The sequence below is a fragment of the Leeuwenhoekiella sp. LLG6367-2.1 genome, assembly GCF_045055775.1.
Lineage (GTDB): Bacteria > Bacteroidota > Bacteroidia > Flavobacteriales > Flavobacteriaceae > Leeuwenhoekiella > Leeuwenhoekiella aequorea.
Genome location: NZ_CP159331.1, coordinates 970330 through 992211, shown reverse-complemented (window position 1 = coordinate 992211; position 21882 = coordinate 970330). Strand labels below are relative to the sequence as shown.

At 35.4% G+C, this 21882-nt stretch carries 11 protein-coding genes; 4 read left to right on the top strand and 7 right to left on the bottom strand.

What is annotated here, in order from left to right:
- Positions 1-67 precede the first annotated feature (67 nt).
- From ABVM53_RS04535 to ABVM53_RS04520, 4 genes are all read left to right on the top strand, one after another.
- Positions 68-1111: a LacI family DNA-binding transcriptional regulator gene (locus ABVM53_RS04535; protein WP_405329935.1), complete on the top strand. Its 1044-nt coding sequence runs from the start codon at positions 68-70 to the stop codon at positions 1109-1111.
- 6 nt (positions 1112-1117) lie between these two features.
- Positions 1118-1774 carry a beta-phosphoglucomutase gene (gene pgmB / locus ABVM53_RS04530; RefSeq protein ID WP_405329932.1) on the top strand — a complete coding sequence of 219 codons (657 nt, stop codon included), beginning with the start codon at positions 1118-1120 and terminating at the stop codon, positions 1772-1774.
- Between the two features lie 4 nt (positions 1775-1778).
- Positions 1779-4085, top strand: a complete 2307-nt coding sequence (locus tag ABVM53_RS04525; RefSeq protein ID WP_405329929.1) for a glycoside hydrolase family 65 protein — start codon at positions 1779-1781, stop codon at positions 4083-4085.
- Between the two features lie 110 nt (positions 4086-4195).
- A complete protein-coding gene (locus tag ABVM53_RS04520; protein WP_128758236.1) occupies positions 4196-4816 on the top strand; it encodes a MarC family protein in 621 nt (206 codons plus the stop codon).
- A gap of 25 nt (positions 4817-4841) precedes the next feature.
- On the opposite strand, the gene ABVM53_RS04515 is transcribed toward ABVM53_RS04520, so the two are convergent.
- The 7 genes from ABVM53_RS04515 to ABVM53_RS04485 all read right to left on the bottom strand — a co-directional run bounded on the left by ABVM53_RS04515 (position 4842) and on the right by ABVM53_RS04485 (position 21878).
- A complete protein-coding gene (locus ABVM53_RS04515; protein WP_405329925.1) occupies positions 4842-5744 on the bottom strand; it encodes a GyrI-like domain-containing protein in 903 nt (300 codons plus the stop codon).
- A gap of 2 nt (positions 5745-5746) precedes the next feature.
- Entirely contained in the window at positions 5747-7096 is a 1350-nt protein-coding gene (locus tag ABVM53_RS04510) for a vanadium-dependent haloperoxidase (protein WP_405329922.1), read from the bottom strand.
- Between the two features lie 9 nt (positions 7097-7105).
- Entirely contained in the window at positions 7106-10357 is a 3252-nt protein-coding gene (locus ABVM53_RS04505) for a VCBS repeat-containing protein (RefSeq protein ID WP_405329919.1), read from the bottom strand.
- On the bottom strand, positions 10350-13700 hold the full coding sequence (locus ABVM53_RS04500; protein ID WP_405329916.1) for a VCBS repeat-containing protein: 3351 nt from the start codon (positions 13698-13700) through the stop codon (positions 10350-10352). Before ABVM53_RS04500 ends, ABVM53_RS04505 begins: the two co-directional genes overlap by 8 nt.
- A complete protein-coding gene (locus tag ABVM53_RS04495) occupies positions 13701-16907 on the bottom strand; it encodes a VCBS repeat-containing protein (RefSeq protein WP_405330846.1) in 3207 nt (1068 codons plus the stop codon).
- 185 nt (positions 16908-17092) lie between these two features.
- Entirely contained in the window at positions 17093-18736 is a 1644-nt protein-coding gene (locus ABVM53_RS04490; RefSeq protein ID WP_405329913.1) for a RagB/SusD family nutrient uptake outer membrane protein, read from the bottom strand.
- A gap of 10 nt (positions 18737-18746) precedes the next feature.
- Complete coding sequence (locus ABVM53_RS04485; protein ID WP_405329911.1) at positions 18747-21878, bottom strand: SusC/RagA family TonB-linked outer membrane protein; 3132 nt, start codon at positions 21876-21878, stop codon at positions 18747-18749.
- Positions 21879-21882 lie beyond the last annotated feature (4 nt).

Below are 21882 nucleotides of genomic sequence, written 5' to 3'. Positions count from 1 at the left end.
TAAAAATTTTAGAATTAAGTATTGATACTAGGTAAAATCGAATATAAATTATATTAGGATTTAAGATATGAAAAGAAAACTGACTCTCAAACTAATAGCAAAAGAACTAGGGGTGTCTATTTCTACGGTTTCAAAAGCCTTACGAGATAGTCCCGAGATAAGTGAAGAAACACGTGAGAAGATAAAAGCATACGCAAAATTATATAACTACAAGCCTAATAATATTGCACTTAGCTTAAAGAATAGAAGAACAAATACAATAGGAGTAATTATACCACAGATTGTACATCATTTCTTTACGACTGTTATTAGTGGAATAGAGCAGGAAGCCCGTGACCGTAATTACAATGTGATTATTTGTTTATCAAACAATGGTTTTGATAAAGAAGTAGAAAATATGGAGCTTTTAGCAAATGGAAGTACAGATGGTTTTATACTTTCGATTTCTAAAGAAACGATGCTTAAAGAAGATTATCATCACTTAAATGAAGTAATTGAGCAAGGTATGCCGGTAGTTATGTTTGACCGCGTTGTTGAGGGTATTTCTTGTGATCGTGTACTTATTGATGACAAAGCTGGAGCAAAAAAAGGGGTTAGTCATATGATACGCACCGGATGTCGTAAAATTGGAATAATCACTTCTGAAGATTACATAAGTGTAGGCCGTTTACGTACTGAAGGTTATCTAGACGCGCTTGATGATTATGGAATTGCAGCAAACGATAATCTTATATTAAAGTTAGATAATATAGATGATCTAACTGAAGAATCAAAAAAACGTATTGAAGAGTTTGTAACTAAAAATGACTTAGATGGGATTTTTACTGTTAACGAATTTTTTGCAGTACACGCAACTCGTGTACTTACTAAGTTAGGGAAAAAGATTCCTGAGGACGTTTCTATAGTTTGTTTTACAGACGGTCAATTGTCAGAAAATATGATACCTAGCCTAACAGCTGTAAGTCAGCATGGAGAGGAGATGGGACGTAAAGCAGCTTCTATTTTAATTGAAAAATTAGAACGTGAAGATAGCGAGACTGCACCGTATGATACCGCATATATAGATACCAGTCTGGTAGAAAGAGAATCAACCCGAAAATTAAACCGATAGCACAAAATGCAAAAAAAAGGATTTATATTCGATCTTGATGGAGTGATCGTAGATACAGCAGGCTTCCATTATCTTGCCTGGAAAACCCTAGCCAATGATTTGGGTTTTGAATTTACAGAAGAACAAAATGAGCGATTTAAAGGTGTAAGCCGTGTTCGTTCATTAGAAATATTATTAGAAATAGGAAAGAGAAAAGCAACTCAAGAAGAAAAAGATGGGTGGCTAATATCTAAAAACGCAGAATATCTGGGTTATATTGAAAAAATGACCAAAGAAGATATTTTGCCAGGAGTTTTAGACGTGCTTAACTATTTAAAGGAAAAAGAGATACCTATGGCTCTGGGATCTGCGAGCAAAAATGCGCAGCCTATCTTAAAACGTGTTGGACTTTTTGATATGTTTGACTTTATCGTAGATGGTAACCACGTAGAAAAAGCAAAGCCAGATCCCGAGGTATTTACTATGGGAGCAGAAGAATTAGAAATCGACTATAAAAACATAATAGTTTTTGAAGATTCTATCGCTGGTGTGCAGGCTGCTAATAGTGTAGACATGGTAAGTGTAGGAATTGGTGATGCAAGTGTGCTACATGAAGCCGATTATATATTTAAAGATTTCACAGAAATCAGTACAAACTTTTTAGATCAACTAATCAACGCTTAAATAAATGAATCAAGATTATATCATACCCGCACCGTGGGCAATTTTAGAAGAAGGATTTGAAAAAGAGCATGTAAAATCTTCAGAAAGCTTATTTAGTATAGGTAATGGCGCAATGGGACAACGCGCAAATTTTGAAGAAGATTATAGCGGAAAAACGTTTCAGGGAAGCTATATAGGAGGTGTATACTATCCAGATAAAACACGTGTAGGCTGGTGGAAAAACGGCTACCCTGAGTATTTTGCTAAAGTACTTAATGCGCCAAGCTGGATAGGAATTAAGGTTGTAGTTGATGGTGAATCACTTGACCTTAATACCGTAAAATCTGTAAAAGATTTTAGAAGAGAGCTTAATATGAAAGAAGGCTGGTTAGGTAGAAGCTTTGAAGCCGAACTTCAAAATGGAACTAAGCTGAAAGTAGAATCTAAACGATTTTTAAGCTTAGAACACGACGAGCTGGGAGCTATTAATTACGAAGTAACACCATTAAACAGAGATGTTAGTATAAGCTACGAGCCATATTTAGATAGCGGTATTACAAATGAAGATACAAACTGGGATGATAAATTCTGGAATACTCTAAGTGTAGAAGAGCAAGGAAATAAGGCATTTATAACTGCGCATACAATGAAAACATTATTTCACGTATGTACTGCAATGTCAAATACATTTACCGTAGATGGCAAAGAAATTTCTCTTACTTTAAAAACAAATAAATCTGAAACGTACATAGGTCACGTTTATGAAACAGATATTCGGGAAGGGGAGACCTTTGCTATTCAAAAATATGCAGGGTACATAACTTCATTACATCACGATAAAGATTCTTTGAAAAACGCGGCTAATGCTGTTTTGGATATAGCATTAAATAAGGGTTTTAAGAATTTACTAAACAAGCAGAAAGAAGATTGGGCAGATATCTGGTCTATGGCAGATATTGTTATTGATGGGGATGTAAAAGCACAACAAGGTATTCGTTTCAATATATTTCAGTTAAATCAGACGTACTTAGGTAAAGATGCGCGTCTTAATATTGGACCCAAAGGATTTACCGGAGAAAAGTATGGTGGATCTACCTATTGGGATACAGAAGCGTATTGTTTACCATTTTATATGGCTACAAAAGATCAGGAAGTGGCACGTAATCTGCTTACCTATCGCTACCAGCATCTAGACAAAGCAATTGAGAATGCTCAAAAACTAGGTTTTAAAGATGGTGCTGCATTGTACCCTATGGTTACTATGAATGGCGAAGAATGCCATAATGAATGGGAGATTACTTTTGAGGAAATTCACCGTAATGGGGCAATGATTTTTGCTATAAGTAATTATGTGCGTTACACAGGTGATTACAGTTATATTCCGGAGAAAGGGTTAGAGGTAATTATTGCAGTGGCACGATTCTGGAAACAACGTGCAACTTGGTCTGATAAAAAAGAGCAATATGTAATCTTAGGAGTAACAGGACCTAACGAATATGAGAACAACGTAAATAACAACTTCTATACAAACTATCTGGCTAAATGGTGTTTAAAATACGCCAGTGAGCAGGTAAAGAAAGTGGCTAAAGATTACAATTCAGATTATAAGCGTATTGCAGATAAAACTTCAGTTTCTACAGAAGAGTTAAACACGTGGTTAGAAGTTTCTGAAAAGATGTACTTACCTTTTTCTGAAGAAAATGATATTTACCTACAGCAAGACGGATTCTTAGATAAAGAATTAGTAACTGTTGCAGATCTTGATAAAGCAGAAAGACCTATTAATCAAAAATGGAGCTGGGATAGAATTCTTAGATCACCCTATATTAAGCAAGCAGATACATTACAAGGTTTCTATGTCTTTGAAGATCACTTTACAGAAGAAGAATTAAAAAAGCATTTTGATTTTTACGAGCCGTTTACCGTACACGAATCTTCTTTAAGTCCGTGTGTTCACGCCATACAAGCCGCTAAGCTCGGCCAAATGGATCAAGCTTATGAGTTTTACTTGAGAACATCTCGTCTTGACCTTGATGATTACAACAAAGAAGTTCACGAAGGTTTACATATTACAAGTATGGCCGGTACGTGGATGAGTGTTGTAGAAGGTTTTGGAGGTATGCGTATTAAGAATGATATGTTATCTTTTGACCCCAAAATGCCAAGTGCGTGGGATGGTTTTTCTTTCAAACTTAATTTTAGAGGTCAGATATTAAAGGTTTCTGTATCTAAAGGAAAACATACATTTAGTTTAGATAAAGGTTCAGATTTGACACTATTATTAAATGGAAAAGAAATAAGAGTTGTAGCAGGTCAGATGACTGAAGCTTAATTGAATATCACTATCTTAAAATCCCTATAACCGTTTCGGTTATAGGGATTTTTATATTGTAAAATTTTATAAATGTATATTTAAATACTAATTATAATTACTCCTTTATTATGGATGAAACGTTGACCTATTGTATATCGGTGTTTACAGGTTTTTTTGCTATAATGAATCCACTTTCTAACATTCCTATTTTCTTATCCTTGACCGAAGGTGCCAGTAAAGAAGAAAAACAACGGGTTAACAAGAAAGGTATTCTGGTAGCATTCATAATAATTGCAGTGTTTACAGTACTCGGAAAATTTATCTTCCAAATTTTTGGGATAACAATTCCTGCATTTAAAATCACTGGAGGATTGCTGATTTTCTTCGTAGGTTTTGATATGCTTCAGTCTCGAAAATCTGGAGTAAAACATCTTAAGGAAACTAACTTTGATGAGAATATAGCAGTATCTCCACTTGCCATACCTATACTAGCTGGTCCTGGCACTATTGTTACAGCAATGAACTTTACCTCAAACACTTCCTACGTAAACATAGGCTTAGTGATTTTGATTTTCGGATTAATGTGTTTGCTAACTTATATAACGTTTAGTCTTAGCGATTTTATTGCAGCTAAAATAGGAGATAATGTTATCTCGGTTATCGGGAAAATTATGGGTCTTATAATCGCCATTATAGGAACTACGATGGTTATACAAGGCCTTAAGCTTACGTTTGATTTTCTAAATTAGATCAATTTAAATACCTAAAACATTTTCAAGGAGTAGATTTTTCTACCACTGGTAAATAGATATCTGCTTTCCAATCTAAATCATTTCCACCCATATTTGGGTTGTTAAAAAATACCTCTATGGGTTTCTTTTCTATATCCAGATTGTTTTTACGTGCATAGGAAAGTATTGCATACCACGCTCGATCTGAAGTTAAATAATTTCCATTGTAAACAGCGTGAATTGATTTTTTTGGGAATAACTTTTTATATTTAATTTCATCAGTAATCGGCAAATTTTCTGACTGAATTATTGGAAAGCAAAAATTATAAGATATACTATCATTTTCCACATTCCAATCTGTAATTTCTACAATTGGAGAGCCGTTAAAAGTCACATCATTAGCAGCAAGAATATCGCCTATATACCCATAATTCTTCATCATACCCATCGCTTTCTCCCGCTGAAGACCTTTAAGAGAAATATAAGCGCAGTAGGTAGCTGGAGAATCCTCGATGCCGGTCACCTCAACATTAATCTGACTTAAATGGGTAGTTAGTAGTTCAAAAAAAGAGGTTATCTCTTGCGCGTTTTTTGTTTTAAAATCTGTAGTCGTAAAGGGCAATGTAATTCTATTATACAGACTATTATTTAAATCTTTAATGCCCACACTTACCTTTGTAATGGAGTCATTTATTTCATAAAACCGATATGTATAATTAACTACTGAATCATTAAAAGTACGCTGCTGGACGAGTCCGTCGAGCCCATACTGTGCAATAATTTTACTGTCTTCGAGTTCATAATCCCAGATTTTTACGGTTTGTATAACTGTTCCGGGAGTTGTTTTGACTTTAAAATTTACTGTAAAATCGCTGGGTTTTATAAAGAGATACCAGCAGAGTGCAACGATTAGCAAAGTGATAACTACAAAAAGTAATTTTCTCATAATTAATTAGCTGCTTGAGCAGTATCTGTTTTAAGATTTAGATTTTTAACGATATAATTACCTATTTGACGGCCTTGTTTAAGTCCCTCTTCAATAGCGGCGCGGTAATGAATACCTCCATAAAGTCTGCTCATTGCGGCTTCACTTGATGCAGTTCTAAAGGATGTGAAATTGCGAACGGGTAAGCCATATGCAACCTCGGTATCATCTTCAAAGCTAAAATCATCTCCATAAATCTGGGTAAGAACCTCTGCAGCTGCACCAGATACTACAGAATGACCACTACTGTATTCAGGAAATGGAGGCGTTTGTAAAACCGGTGCCCAGCTATCATCTATATATTGATTTATTAATGTTTCTGGGCGTATAAGATTACTACGGTATTTCTCATCCCAGCAGCTTATAAAACCATCAAACAAAGCGATAGAGGTTTTTGTATAAGCGTGCACAGTTTCCATTAAATTAGAATTTGTTTTCTGTGTCGCAATTTTTACAATACCAATCCAATGACCACCAGGCGTTATTTTTTTTGTTGCAAACATTAAGTGACCTTTATGAGTAGATACGTATGGATTACAATCCCAAAATTGCGCTATTGCCATCTTTTCAGAATCATCACCTTCAGAAGTCATAGCATTACGCACATCATAAACTTCTATTAGCTGTTTATAAAACTCAGAATCTTTTTCCATAGAAAATTCAGGAGGAGGTAGTGGTTTAAATTGTGAAGCAGAGTCAATAACAAAAGGCCTTATTTTCATCCAGTGTGGTTCTATACCATCCATATAGGCAGGAGGTGTAGGTTGCCAACGAGATGGATTGTCTGGATTTACAGAAAACTTAGGCATAGTACGGGTTTGTTTGTACATATCTCCATCCATCCAGGACTTTATATGATCGGCAACTTTTAATCCGTATTCTTTTGATGCATAAAGTTCGGTAGGATTTTGTTTTTCCCAAGACGTATATAAACTATCTCTTAGCGCAGTTATCTTGTCTTCAGAAAAGATAAGAGTCTTAGCTATTTCCATCTGGGCTATAAGTGCAGCAAGATCATAGTTAACCGGTGCATCGGCAGATGCTTGCGGTGCTGGTTTTAAACCTGTGAGTTTTCCTGCCAGTGATTTATAATCTTTGTTTTTCTGAACCAAAACCTCGTAGGCAGCTATATTAGAATACGCATAAATACGACTTGCAACAGGAGGAGAAAAAATATCGTGAATTATAACTTCTGTTACTTTATCTACAGCATTATTATAATCATTAGGTGTAATAACAATTGGTTTTTCTTCTTGAGAGCACGACCAAATGGAAAGAGCTAAAAGAAATAATATCGTAGGGTATTTGTACATAGTTAAAAGCTAATTTTTAATAGATTTTCCTATTTGATAAAGCTGGACTTTACCATTATTAGGTGTCGCAATTAGATAATTTCTATTTTGAAATAGAATTGTATTTAGATGTCTTATTGATTTCTGAGCAAAATCTAATCCAAGTTTATCTCCGGTGATTATAGTTTTTTCATCTTTAATTAATGCTCCTGTAAAACTATCTAATCTTCCGTGAAATGGTTGTACTCCAAAGTAATTACCGGCAGCAAGTATCTCATCTGCACCATCATTGTCAAAATCGAATTTACAAAAAGTCATTATAGGAGCGACTTGAAAATCTCTATTAAAAGGAACAAATGTATAGGAGCCAGAATCGTTACGTAAATATCCCGATTTGAGTGTATTTACTTTGAGCTTTTTGCTGGATTTGAGTTGATTCTCACTTAAAATTTCTTCGATAGTCTGGCCAGCAAAGCTTCTATAGGTACTGTATTTTTTACGTAAACTTACAAGCTGTGAGGCTAATGCATCTAATCCTAAAAGTGGATAATAGCTTTCATTTTTTTCTGTAACAACAAGTGTTTCCGTTTGACCATTGGCGTCAAAATCACTGTAATACATCAACATAGGAAATTCATCCGAAGCCTTAAATTTGCTGTTCTCTCCCCAGTTTCCTAATAAATAATCTGTATCGCCATCGTGGTCAATATCAAAGGCTATAATACTCTGCCATAAACCATTTAAATCACCCTTTATCTTATCTTGTTTAACCAGTTTATCGCCCGTATTTTTAAGAAAGATAGGATGCATCCATTCACCAGTGACGATAAGGTCTTTTTTACTGTCTCCATCAAAATCATCCCATATAGCAGACGTAACCATACCTAGTTCTTTAAACTCTTGCGCTATTGCAAATCTGCCGTTTTTATTTTCTAGCAAATACGATGTAGGTAGTTTACCAAAACTTCCCGTTATACTTTGAGAGCCTACAAACACATCAAGATCTCCATCTGCATCATAATCGTGTACAGCAAGAACAGATGTATTTTCAAAAAGCTGGGGTAGGTTAGCCTTAGTAAATTCTGATTTATTATTTAGATAGAGAGCGTCTAACAAGGGTTTTGATTTATTTGAAAAATCACCTCCTGCCGTAGCAGTAAATAAATCATTAGCTCCGTTTTTGTTAAAATCTGCTATAAGAGCGGCGACTTCTTCATTAATAGAATCGTTTTGAATGGTGCTGATTTTGGATTTTACAAACGAAGAATCAGTTTGCATAAATATCTGAGAAGCGATAAATTTTGAACCTCCAAAGAAAATATCATCCATACCATCTCCATTGAGATCACCTATCGCAACGGCAGGACCGCGATCTCCTACTTGATATGGAATAAGTTTTTCCCTGTCAAAATCGGAGTAGGCATCTTCACGATGAGTAAAATCTAAGCCGGTACTGTCCTTTATTTTTAAAAATAAAGGACGTTGTTTACTTAGAAGCGTCTTGTAATTAAATGCTCTTGTGTTTGATTGCTGAACTAACAGTGATTGATTAACTTCAATATTTGTCAATAATTGAGTGGTGCGGTCTGGCCAGATGATGCGTACCGAATCTATCATTTCAATATCCTTAAACCCAAAATGAAGTATAGGTTCTGAAGAAGCTTGAAATCCACGTACAGTATACAGTTCTTTAAACTGTTTAATACCACCTGCGTATGCATAAACTTTTGCACCTATGGCAAAAGGATTAGCTGTATTTGATTTTAGTCTTACTTTTAAATAATTGCTTTTTTTATTTGTTTGATTTACATACAGTGTTGGCGAACTATTGAGGTTATTTGTAATTAAATCTAGATCACCATCATTATCAAAATCCCCATAAGCTGTAGCTCCAGAAGCAAGAGTGTCATTTGCTATCCAATTTGAAGACCGATTTTTAAATACAAGTTCTGAGGTACCTTCAAATATATAATTGTGCGTTTTTCCACTAGGCATTTTCTCCAGCGCTTTTTGATCTATAAGTCCGGTGTTGCTTATTTTATTCTGAATTTGCTCACTTGATACAAATTTTATGTAATCTAGATCATTAGGACGTTTAGGAATACCATTAGAAATGAACAAATCTTGCTCCATATCTTGATTAAAATCCCCAAAAAGTGCACTCCAGCTCCAATCTGTAGCAGCTACGCCACTCAATAGTCCAGATTCTTGATAATTGCCTCCTTCACGATTTATGTAAAGCATATTACGCGTAAACTGGTAGTGATAACCATATTTATCTGTGCGTAGGCGTTGAGTTTGAATATTGTCATCCCCTTCTGAAGATTTTAGAACGTGCTCATCTTCAGATAGCATATCTAGAGAAATAAGATCTGGCCATCCATCGTGATTTAAATCGGCTACATCACTACCCATTGAGAATCGTGTTGTATGTCCAAAATGGTTTTTTAGATCTTCAGTAAAGGTACCATCTCCATTATTTAGATAATAATAATCATCCTCGTGAAAGTCATTACCTATATAAATATCGGGGTAGCCATCTAAGTTAAAATCAGAAACTGCGATACCCAGACCATAACTATTTATTCCCCCATAAATACCGGCTTCTTCGCTTACATCGGTAAATGAGCCACCATCATTTCGCATGAGCCTATCTCCGGTTTGCGCATTGCGTTCATAGCGTAATTCGGCTTTGCCAAAAGAATTTTGTGTATGTACCGCGTGATTTAATATGTAAATATCAAGATCACCATCAAGATCATAATCTAAAAATGCAGCAGATGATGAAAAGGTATCTGAATCTAAGCCATACTTTTCTGAAGATTCTGTAAATGTATTGTCTCCATTATTAATGAATAGTTCGTTATGACCGTCTAGACCATTAAGACCTACTACTGCGCAAACATAAATGTCTAGGAAACCGTCACCATTTACATCACCCATTATTGCAGACGTATTCCAGTCACTAATACCAGCTACGCCGGCTTGCTCTGTAATGTTCTCAAATTGAAGATTACCCTTGTTGAGGTAGAGTTCATTTTTAACCTGATTTCCGGAGAAATAAATATCTGGTAGACCATCATTGTTAATATCACCTACAGCAACCCCGCCGCCATTATAAAAATAGAGGTAATCAAGAATATTCATATCCTCATTAGGAGTAAGCGTATTTTTGAAACTAATGCCTGCTTTTTCGATATCTGGATTTGTAAATAATTCGGGTTCTTTAGAACAAGAAATTAAAACAAAAACCAAAGAAAGCGCTTGAATATATTTATTCATCAATTTTAAAAATCTTAGGTTTTTCATTATTAATAGCTGCGATTATAAAACTGTTTCCTGCTTTATCTTTAAACTTAGCAAGATGCTTTACCTCGCCTTTTATAAAGAAACCGCTATCATTATAGTTTTGCCATTTGTAATTAGCATCACCATTGTTAAGCAACACACTACCATAATTAGCATCAAGTTGTGAGTATTGCGGTTTATATTCAAAATTATTGCCTGCCATTATTAAATCTGCTAGGCCATCTTTATTAAGATCTGCTGTAATGATATCGCAAACACAAGATAACTGAACTTGATAGGGTAGTGGTTTTAAAGTGAAATTACCCTTGCCATCATTAATTGCTAGCATCGATTGTGAGTAGTAAACCGTCTTCTTTATCGAATTTTCAAGGCTCTCTGCAGAAAAAATACCATCTATAGAACGTTGCGCATAATCTGAAGCTTTCAAGTTTTGCTTTTTCAACGAACTCATTTGCGAAGTGATTTCTTTTTTCTGGTGAATAGGGAAATCTTTTCCGTTTTTACGTATTGTAGTTATTTGTTCGATCGTACCATTGTTGTCAAAGTCGTTTATATACATCACTAACGGACTATCTGTTGTAGGTTGATAATGCAAATTTTGACCTTCGTTACCAAGAATTAAGTCCATATCCCCATCATTATCTAAGTCTGCAGCTTTAATTGAACTCCACCATCCTGTATGATCACTCAATTTATTAGTTATTCTAGAGAGTCTTTTTCCAGAATTTTTAAACAGAATAGGACTTCCCCATTCTGAAGTGGTGATCAAATCTTTTTTATTGTCCCCATCTATATCAAGCCAGATTGCCGAAGTAATCATACCGGCATCTTTTGTGTCGTATGCAAGGCGTTCTGTGGCATTTACAAATTTGCCATCTCCTACATTCTCTAAAAATAAATGTGTAGGATCTATACCATAAACACCTACGACACTACGGGAACCTATAAAAACGTCTATGTCGCCATCACCGTCAAAATCTTCTGGAGCAACTACACTCATATTTTGAAAAGCAGAAGGCAACTCATTTTCAGACTTTTTGAAATTGCCTTTACCATCATTAAGGTAAAGACGTGGTTTAAACACTTCTTTCCTGCCCACTTCGTTACCTCCCGATGCTACGATTAAGTCTAAGTCACCATCTCCATCTGCATCAAGAAAGCTTGCAGCAGTGTCTTCATAAAAATTATCTTGATCAAAAACAGGTTGCTTTTTAATTGCAAGCTTACCCGTACCTTGATGTAAATAAATAATTCCTGGCTGCCCCTTAGCGCCACCTAAAAATATATCCTCATTACCATCATTATTGACATCGCCTACAGCCAGAGCAGGACCTTCTTCAGATAATTTTTTATAGATCATTCCCTCATAATCAAAATCGTTGTATGTGTTTTCTGGACTAGAGATTAAAGAGTTGCTTGTGAGTTCTGAAAGAAGTGTTTTAATCTTTTTATTTTTCTGCGGAATAAAAACTTCGGTGGCTTCAGCTTCATCTAATTGTAGGGTTTGATCGGCTTTGACTGAAGTAAAAAGCTGAGTTTTATCATTAGGCCACAACACGCGCATAGAATCTATATGGGTCGCCTCACCAATCCCTATTGTCATTGGATATTCCATCGAAGACTGAAAACCGCGTACAGGATATAATTCTTGTAAAATGATTTGATCTTTAATAAAAAGCTTTATCGAGGCTCCAATCGCAAACGGATTTTTTTCTCCTCCTTTAAATTTCAGTTTGATAAAATGATTTTCGGTTTCCTTTTCAGCATTATTGCGAAACAAAAACGATTTCATATTCACATTGTTAACAACAAGATCAAGATCACCATCATTATCTAAATCGGCGTAGGCACTCCCATTAGACATACTTAGCGTATCAAGACCCCATTCTAATGCTGCGTTTTTGAAGGTAAGATCTTTGTTGTTTTTGTAGGCGTAATTAGATAATGGCTTTTTTGGCATTTTGTTTATAATAGAATCAATTGCTTGCCTTTTACCGGTGAGTGCCATGTTTTGAATAATCTCATCAGCAAAAAAGTCAACAAAATCCAGATCTGTAAGATCGTGATTGATACCATTAGTAACATATATATCTCGATAACCATCATTATCAAGATCTACAAGCAAACCGGCCCAACTCCAGTCTGTAGCGTCTACGCCGCTGTAATAGGCAGTTTCAGAAAAAGAACCATTTCCGTTATTTACTTGTAATGTGTTTTGAATAAACTGCTGGTAGAAGTCTTTACTTTGTTTGAGTTTGTACACATTATAATTGTCAAATTCCATTACAGATTTTACACGTTCTTCTGGTTCGGGAAGCATATCGGTAATAAAAATATCCTGAAGACCATCATTATTTATATCTGCCATATCAACTCCCATAGCCGAAAGTGATAAATGCGAGGTCCAGTTTTCAATTTCTTCTATAAAAGTTCCATCTTTTTGATTTATGTATAAGTAATCGCGCTCATAAAAGTCATTAGAGATGTAGATATCTGGCCATAAGTCATTGTTTATATCTGTAATCATAACTCCCAAACCAAAACCTATGAGACTGCCGTAAATACCGGCTTCCTCACTTACATTTGTGAAAGTGTCTCCATCATTACGCATAAGTAAATCACCCACACCCTTAAAAATATCCGGAACGTTCTCCCAGTCTTCTGCACGGGTATCTCGCTGCTCTGCGTAGCCTAACCCACTTACGGGTACATTACTATTATTTAAGATATATACATCCAGATCTCCGTCTTTATCGTAGTCAAAAAATGTAGCTTGTGTAGAGAACCCAGATTTTGCCAGATTATATTGTGCTGCTTTTTCAGTGAATGTTGAATCCCCGTTGTTTATATATAAATCATTATCGTGATTATCACCTTTCATGTTTCCGGCATTACTCACATAAATGTCTAATAATCCATCACCGTTAACATCTGCCATTACTACACCGGTAGACCACGGTTTGTTACCGCCCACTCCTGCTTTGTCTGTAATATCCTCAAATTTAAAATCTCCTTTGTTTAGGAAAAGTTTGTTTGAGCCCATATTTGCAGTCATATAAATATCTGCAAGACCATCATTGTTTATATCACCTATTGCTACCCCGCCACCATTATAAAAATTGCGGTATTTAAAAATGTTGAAATCCTTACTGTTCGTAATTGCATTTGTGAAATCAAAACCTGTATCCTGAGGATCTAATAAACTGAATAACTTAGGAGTTTCAGGAAGACGATCTTTCTGCTCATTGTCTTTTGAATTACAAGAGCAAACAAGTAAACAAAAGCTTAATAGGTATATGGTATGTTTAAAATTCATTTATTTCTCTTTTCTTAAGAATATAGGGGTGTCGTTATTTCTTCCAATGATGTAGTATGTACTATCTTTTATTGTGATCGATGTGTGACTGCGGGAAGATCCTTTAATAATAATATCATGTTTTTTTGTAAACTTAAAATTGCCTTTCCCGTCATTAATTAAAATTATTCCGGTTGAGGCATCTTGACGACCTAGTTGGGTGCTTATTTCACTGTCATTGCCTAGTAATAATATATCGGTATACCCATCAGCATTAAAATCGTCTGTTAATATTGATTTGGTACTTGAAATTTGTGCCATAAATGGAAGATTATGCGCTTTAAATTCAAGATTCCCTTTGTTTTCAAAATAAGTAGTATTTAGAGTATAAGCATATTTTTTATCAGCTTTTTTCAAACTTTCATTAGAAAACAGATCCTCTATACTTGCCTGGGCGAAGGTATTATAACTCAGGAATTTCTTATTAAGAGGAGGAATTTGTTTTACAAGTTCGTCTTTTGTAGCTAGAACTGTTTGAGTGCCTTTATAAAAATAAGTAATTATGGGGTCTATTTTTCCATTGGCATCAAAATCAAATCTATAAAGAGTAATAGGTTCTTCTGCAGATGCAGCTAGTCTCGTGTTAAGTCCCCAATTACCTACAACAAGATCTAGATCACCATCATTGTCAAAATCTTTAGCGGCAATCGTGTTCCATAAACCATTTGAATTTTTAAAACTGGAGTTTGAACTGCGTTTTAAAAATTGACCTGTATTTATGAAAATTTGAATAGGCATCCAATGGCCGCATACAATAGCATCCTTAAATCCATTACCGGTAAGGTCTGTCCAGATAATATCTTTTATGTTTCCGAAGTTAGAAAATTCAGGAGCATATGATTGAGTAATATCTTTAAAATTCCCGTTCCCATCATTTTGAAAAATATAGCTTTTAGGTGTTGCTCCAAATTCTTGAGGAACTAAGTCACTGGTGATTGCTAGATCTAAATCGCCATCATTATCCAGATCAACAGTACGTATTTGAGATGCATTAATATATAAATCTTTAAAAGCATCTTGACTTTTTCTAAATCCCGTTTCTGAATTTAAATAGAGTCTGGGAGTTAATGCTTTCCCTTGGGTAAATTCGTTTCCGCCACTAGCAATTAAAACATCTATTAGTCCGTCGCTATTCGCATCAAACAAAGCTACTGCCGTGTCCTCATTAATTGCATCAGATTGAGAATCGGGTAGAGGCGCATTTATAAATTCTCCATTGGGTTTCTGAAGGTAAATTTGAGTTTCCTGACCTTTTGCTCCCAGAATGATAAAATCTTCAAGAGCATCAAGATTTAAGTATCCAGCTCGTACTTGTGGACCTGTATTTGTATTTGCGTACGGAATTAAAGCATCTCTACTAAACTCAATAGAACTACCATCATTATGTTTAAAATCTACTTTAGGTAATGAATTTGAAATTGTAAGTTCTGAATTTTGAGAGTTACGATTAACGCTATCAACTGCATTTTTCTCGTAAAAGGTTAATACTTTTTTTAATGCGACATTCTTTAGCTTCTGCATTTTTCCTGAAGGCCAGGTAATACGCATAGAATCAATTCTGCGGGTGTTTCCCGGAGCTATAAATAAAGCCGGCGGAACGGCTGATAAATATCCTCGAGTTGTATAATTTTCTAAAACTTGAGTTTTACCATTCACAAAGGTGGTGACTTTTGCACCTATTCCGAATCTATTAGCAGAGTCGCTTCTAAGATTTATAGTTATGCCTTTTGAGTAGGTAGTGTCTTGCGCAGTCCTATTTTCTAGTATGTATGCCTTTTCATTAATATTATTGACCACTATATCAAGATCCCCATCATTATCCAGATCTGCATACGAAGCACCATTACTAAACGATAAATTTGCTGCCGTCCAATTTTCAGTAACATTTTCAAAATTGCCATTGCCTTTATTTTTATACATATAATTAGCAACGTGCGTAGCTGGTATTTTTTCTATGAAATCCATCTCTTGCTGACTCAGAGATTTCCCCAAGCGCTTTTGAATAGATTCATTAGATATAAAATTTACAAAATCCATATTGTTAGTTGCGCCCAGAATTCCATTTGCGATGTAAATATCTTTATGTCCGTCATTGTCAAAATCTGCAATTAACGGACTCCAAGACCATTCTGTAGCTGCGATGCCACTTTGAAATGCAGATTCTGCAAACCTGTTTTTCCCAAGATTTATTTGTAAAGCATTTTGCATAAACTGATGGGTATACCCATTTCGCAACTGATTTTGATAAATGGGATATGCATATTCTGTACCTGAAGATTTCAGTGTCTGTAGATTTTCAGGAAGCATATCTAAGCTTAAAATATCTACAAGGCCATCATTATTTATATCTGCAATATCAGAACCCATCGAAAAATGGGAGGTATGACCCAAAATGTTTGAGGTGGTATTTAATTCTTTAAACGTGCCATCTTGCTGATTCACGTAGAGATAATCGTTTTCAAAAAAGTCATTTGCGATATATAAATCGGGATAATTATCATTATTTATATCACCTACAGAAATACCCAAGCCATATCCTATTTTACTGGATAAAATTCCTGCTTGACTTGTAAAATCTTTATAGTAACCATTTTCATTTTTATAAAACCGATCCCCATTTAAGGTATCCGGTTGATTGCGAATTATCGCACGACCGTAATTTGCATTAGGATGTACTGAATGATTGAGGAGATATACATCCAGATCTCCATCACTATCATAATCAAAGAATGCCGATTGAGTAGATAAACCTGAAAAGTTTAAACCATAAGCTTCTGATTCTTCTTTAAAAGTGGGGACTCCATTTACAATCCCTTGATTTACATAGAGTTTGTTGTGACCTCTGAGATTTAAATGACCACTTACGGTGCAAACATAGATGTCTAAGAGACCGTCTGAATTAATATCAACCGTGGTAACACCAGTGTTCCAAGTATTGGAAAGGTCTATGCCTGCGTGTTTTGAAATATCTTTAAATTTTAGATTTCCAGTATTTAGATAAAGTTTATCTGAAACTTGATTACCAGTAAAATAAATGTCTGGAAGATTGTCATTATTAAAATCTGCAACTGCAACACCTGCTCCATTATAGAAATAGAGGTAATTAAGAATATTGAGTTCTGGTGAATTTTTTATTTCGTTATTAAAATCGATTCCAGAATCGATCACTTTATTCAATTTGTAGGATTCTTGTGTATTAGTACAAGAATTGAAACATGCACACCATACAATTAAAATGTAAAAACGCACTTGTTGCATATTGAGAAGGACTTCAAATTTTAGGGAATTTACTAATTTAAAAGAGAGGACCATTTTAGGATCCTCTCTTTTATTTAGGCTATAAATATTAATTATTAGTAACCTGGATTTTGAGTAAGATTTGGATTTAAGATTAACTGATTTGCCGGTATAGGAAATAGGTTACGAGTTTCATTACCTACTTCAGAAGCAGCTTTTAGTTCCCAATCTCTAGTATATTGACCAAAACGGATCATATCATTTCTTCTCCAGAATTCTGCATATAATTCACGTCCTCTCTCATCAAGAATATCTTGCTCAGTAACAGATGTAAATGGTGTTGCTTTACGTAGGTTACGTAACACATTCATCATAGCTGTAGGATCTTGTCCCGCTCTAAACATAGCTTCAGCTTTCATTAAATAAGCATCAGAATATCTAAAGAATATCTCGTGTTCTGTTTGCGCTCCAAATCTTGGATTGTACTTAATCACACGAATTCCTGTAGTTTCTGAATTATTAATAAGACTAGAATTACCGTTACCGTCGACAAAATTACGCTCAAACTTTAATGGTCTTCCAGATCGTGCATTTAATGCTTCCCCTTTGTCACCATATTGCTGACCAATTAAGAAACCAAATCCTATACTAGAACCATCAGCGATACCATTATTGTTATCATCAATACCTCCGTCAACTTGACTTACTGGTAATCCAGAATTAGGAACAAAACCTCTACGCTCTTCTTGACCAGATCCAGGAGCATTAGTATTAGGATCTCCTTCAAATAGGTCATAATATTCAGCAAGAGTTGCAAATCCATTCCATCCTCCTCCTACCATCTCTGGAGAGTTGTTATAGTGAAGACCATTCCAAATTCTGTTTCCTACAGCCGTAGGTATGAACCAGATCGTTTCATTATCAAGTTCATTTTTAAAAATATCAAAATAACCCTCAACAAGTCCATAGCCATCACCTTCAATATCTTCAACTAAAGAGATAACCTGATTCATATCTGCTGTATTAGGTTCACCGCCTACATAGATATGCTTATTCAATAAAACTTTAGCTAATAAATAACGTGCAGAAGCTTTAGACGCTTTTGTAAGTGGAGAGTCACTAGCCCCAACACCTGTACCAGGTCCTACTGTAGGTAATCCTGCAATTGCATCTTCTAGATCTGATACTATTTGATCAACCGCTTCTTGTCCTGAAATTACAGATGGATCTACAAACGGAGTTGCAGTTACATCACGTATTGGAATCTGACCGTAGTTGTCTAAAATAACAAACATACCCAATGCTCTTAAAAATGAAGCATTAGCCTTCAATTGTGTGTCACCCTGCGTTAAGTCTGATAAAACCTGAGCTGCTCTAAAGTGAGTATTGTTCCATTGATTCCATACATTCTCAATGTATTGGTGACTAGATCTCCAGTCGTGCTGGTGTAATTGTCTCCAAATACCATTATCTCCCCAGTCTGAACCTCTTGTAGGAACTAAAGATGCATCTGTGGTAACTTCACTTAAAGCGTAAAGATTTGCCTGATCTCCTATTTGCCCTCTTAATGAATTGTAGATGTCATCTACAAATGATTGTGGATCTGTAACCCCTTGAAACGAGGCGTCATTAGCATCTTGAAAAACCGAGTCTGTTTGCTCAATCTCAAGATCTGTACACGAAGTTAGAATTGCAGCGACTGCAAAGGCCGATAAGAAGGTCTTTGAAAATCGATTAAATTCTCTATAATTTTTTCTCATAATTTTTTTTTTAGAATGTTGCATTAATACCAAAAGTCACAGTTAAAGGTCTTGGATATGAAGCATAATCAATACCAGCTGTAGGAATTGCAGAAGCATTTAATTGACCAGTACTTACTGAAATTTCAGGATCTAAACCACTGTAATCAGATATTAAAAATAAATTTTGACCTGTTAATGAAAAACGCATAGAGTCTACAAAGGCATCTTCTCTTACTGGTACATTATATCCAAAAGATACTGTTTGCATACGTATAAAGTCACCTTTCTCTAAAAAGCGAGTAGAAACAGCTACTGTAGAACCTGCATTCTCTGTAGTGCTAGGTACATTTTGAGTTACGTTTTTCTGTATTAGTAATGCACTTTTTGTAAAAAATGCATTTGCAGTTGCATTATACACAGAGAAACCAAATTGACCAGTTAAGTATGTAGATACATCAAAGTTTTTGTATCTCGCATTTAACGATAAACCAGCATTAAAATCTGGAACAGCATCTTCACCTACAAAGAATTTATCTGCATCAGGATCACCTACGCCGTTTCCATCAAAATCAAAATAAGTAGGATTTCCATCACCGTCAAAACCGGTAAATTCTGCCATATAATAAGAGAATAGAGGTTGACCAGCTTGTAATCTTTGTGCAAAAGCATTAGTTAACCCGTTTCCGTTAATAGGTCCTGCATTAATAGGTACCGGAACATCTTTAACTTCGTTGCTGTTATATGAAATATTGAAATTACCTGAGAAATCCCAATCTTCAGTTTCAATAAAACCATAGTCAATAGAAAATTCAACACCAGAGTTTACAATAGAACCATTATCAAGATTTCTAAAAATTGTACCAGATCCAGGGGCTGCTAATTCAGTAGTAAGCAATAAATCTTTAGTCTCTTTGCGGTAAACATTTATCGTTCCATTTAATCTGTCATTATTAAAACCGAAGTCAAGACCTACGTTTAAATCTGTTGTTGATTCCCATTTCAAATCTGGATTAGGGAATCCTCCTGCAATTGATGTACCTGGTCGTGGTAAAACATTTAAGTCATTACTTATAGCTCCACCCGCGGCAACGGTTCTAAAAATAAATAAACCATATCCTAAACCTTCTTGGCTACCTACAGTACCTGCAGCAAGTCTCAATTTTAAAGTAGAAAATGCATCCCCGATAAAATCTTCTTTGTGCAACTGCCAAGCAAATGCTCCTGAAGGGAAGTATCCATATCTTTCATTCTGACCAAAAGTTGATGAGCCATCCGCTCTAAAAGTACCTGTAAACAAGAATTTGTCAAATAAAGTTACATTAGCTCTTGCGAAGTAGGATTGTAGTTCATCTGTATTATCATAAGAGTAGTTAAGAACATATGCAGGCATCAATTGTGTAAATGATGTAGGCAAAGTTTCAGATAAAGAGATATCTGGGAATAGTCTGTTTAAATACGAACCATCATTTCCATATCCAAAAACAGAGTAAGAACCATCAATTAAATTATCGATTGTTTTGTATGTACTTTGTAATTGATCTCCTATTTGATCTAAATTATTAGTTGTAAAGCCAGCACCTTCAGATCCAAAACCATCTCTTGCAAATTCCTGGTAAGAGTAACCCCCAACTAAATCTAAAGCAACATCGCCAAATTCCTTTTTGTAGCTAATTGTTGCTTCTAACAATTTGTTGTCTTGATTTGCAGTATTGTAGTTTCCACGGCCAATATTTGTAACCCCATTAAGACCAATAACTGACGGAGCAAAAACTGAAGTTGTTTCTGCATCTACCTTATCATAACCAGCAGTTACTTTAGCATTTAATCCATCTACAATTTCGTAATCTGCAGAAACATTAACTAAAAATCTGTCTGTCTCAGAAAGACCTTGAAAGTTTGCTAACAAACTAGCTGGATTCAAAACATTTCCACCTGGATCAAAAGTAGGATCAATAGGGAAAGTAGGATTTGCAGTAATAGATGCTCCAATAAGATCTCCAGTAGAACCCGCGCTTCCTGAAATAGGAGCAAACTCATCATTCACTCGAGATAAAGTTGCCTGTGCACTTAAAGTAAGTTTGTCATCTAATAGACGCTGAGTAATATTTAACCTACCCGTAATACGTTCTTGTGAACTTTTATCTACAATACCTTTTGTGTCTCCATAACTTACAGAAGCTCTTACGTTACCCGTATTATAACTTTTAGCATAGCTTAAGTCATTTTTTGTAGAGAATGTATTGCGTGTATAAAAATCTTGAAAATCTGAATTTGCGCCAAAATCAGCAAGTGTACGATCACCACCCACACTTGTGATGGCATCTAAAAATTGGTTACGCTCTAATAAATCATATCGAGTTGCTGGAGTAGAGAAACTTGTAGAAGTGTTGAATTCAAATCTACCGTTAGTAGCTCCACGACCTCCTTTAGTTTGTATGATGATAACTCCATTTGCACCTCTTGAACCATAAATAGCAGTTGCTGAGGCATCTTTTAAAATAGAGATGCTTTCAATATCGTTAGGATTTAAGAAACTTAACGGGTTTCTAGAAGCAGTTGCTCCTAAACCAGCAGCATTTCCTCCCGGTGCACCACCTGTAGTTAATGGAACACCATCAATTACAAATAACGGGTTGTTACCAGAACGTATAGAGTTTGTACCACGTATACGTACAGAAATTCCTGCACCAGGCTCACCTGATGATTCCGAAATTTGCACCCCGGCTGTTTTACCTTGAATAAGTTGTTCTGGAGATTGAATTACACCTTGCTGAAAATCTTCAGATGTAACAGATGATACAGATCCCGTAGCATCTTTTACAGTTGTTGTACCGTAACCAATAACTACAACTTCTTCTAAGGCAGCCGCATCTTCTTGAAGGGTTACATTAATTGTAGATTTTCCATTAACAGCTACTTCCGTTGCTGAAAACCCAACATAACTAAAAATTAATGTGCTACCTGCAGCTACATTATTAATAGTATAGTTTCCGTCAAAATCTGTTGTAGTACCATTTGTCGTCCCTTTTACGAGAACGTTTGCGCCCGGTAAGGGACCATTGGGCTCAGATACTGTTCCCGATACTGTTTGCGCATTTGCTATACCTGCCAGTAAAAGCGAAGCGCAAAAAAGTATACTTCTAAGTATAAATTGCTTCATAAAA

Bases quoted from the DNA above. Each gene is read 5' to 3' on its own strand.
- pgmB (WP_405329932.1), top strand. From the start codon at position 1,118: ATGCAAAAAAAAGGATTTATATTCGATCTTGATGGAGTGATCGTAGAT.
- ABVM53_RS04505 (WP_405329919.1), bottom strand. From the start codon at position 10,357: ATGAATAAATATATTCAAGCGCTTTCTTTGGTTTTTGTTTTAATTTCT.
- ABVM53_RS04515 (WP_405329925.1), bottom strand. From the start codon at position 5,744: ATGAGAAAATTACTTTTTGTAGTTATCACTTTGCTAATCGTTGCACTC.
- ABVM53_RS04520 (WP_128758236.1), top strand. From the start codon at position 4,196: ATGGATGAAACGTTGACCTATTGTATATCGGTGTTTACAGGTTTTTTT.
- ABVM53_RS04535 (WP_405329935.1), top strand. From the start codon at position 68: ATGAAAAGAAAACTGACTCTCAAACTAATAGCAAAAGAACTAGGGGTG.
- ABVM53_RS04510 (WP_405329922.1), bottom strand. From the start codon at position 7,096: ATGTACAAATACCCTACGATATTATTTCTTTTAGCTCTTTCCATTTGG.
- ABVM53_RS04485 (WP_405329911.1), bottom strand. From the start codon at position 21,878: ATGAAGCAATTTATACTTAGAAGTATACTTTTTTGCGCTTCGCTTTTA.
- ABVM53_RS04525 (WP_405329929.1), top strand. From the start codon at position 1,779: ATGAATCAAGATTATATCATACCCGCACCGTGGGCAATTTTAGAAGAA.
- ABVM53_RS04490 (WP_405329913.1), bottom strand. From the start codon at position 18,736: ATGAGAAAAAATTATAGAGAATTTAATCGATTTTCAAAGACCTTCTTA.
- ABVM53_RS04500 (WP_405329916.1), bottom strand. From the start codon at position 13,700: ATGAATTTTAAACATACCATATACCTATTAAGCTTTTGTTTACTTGTT.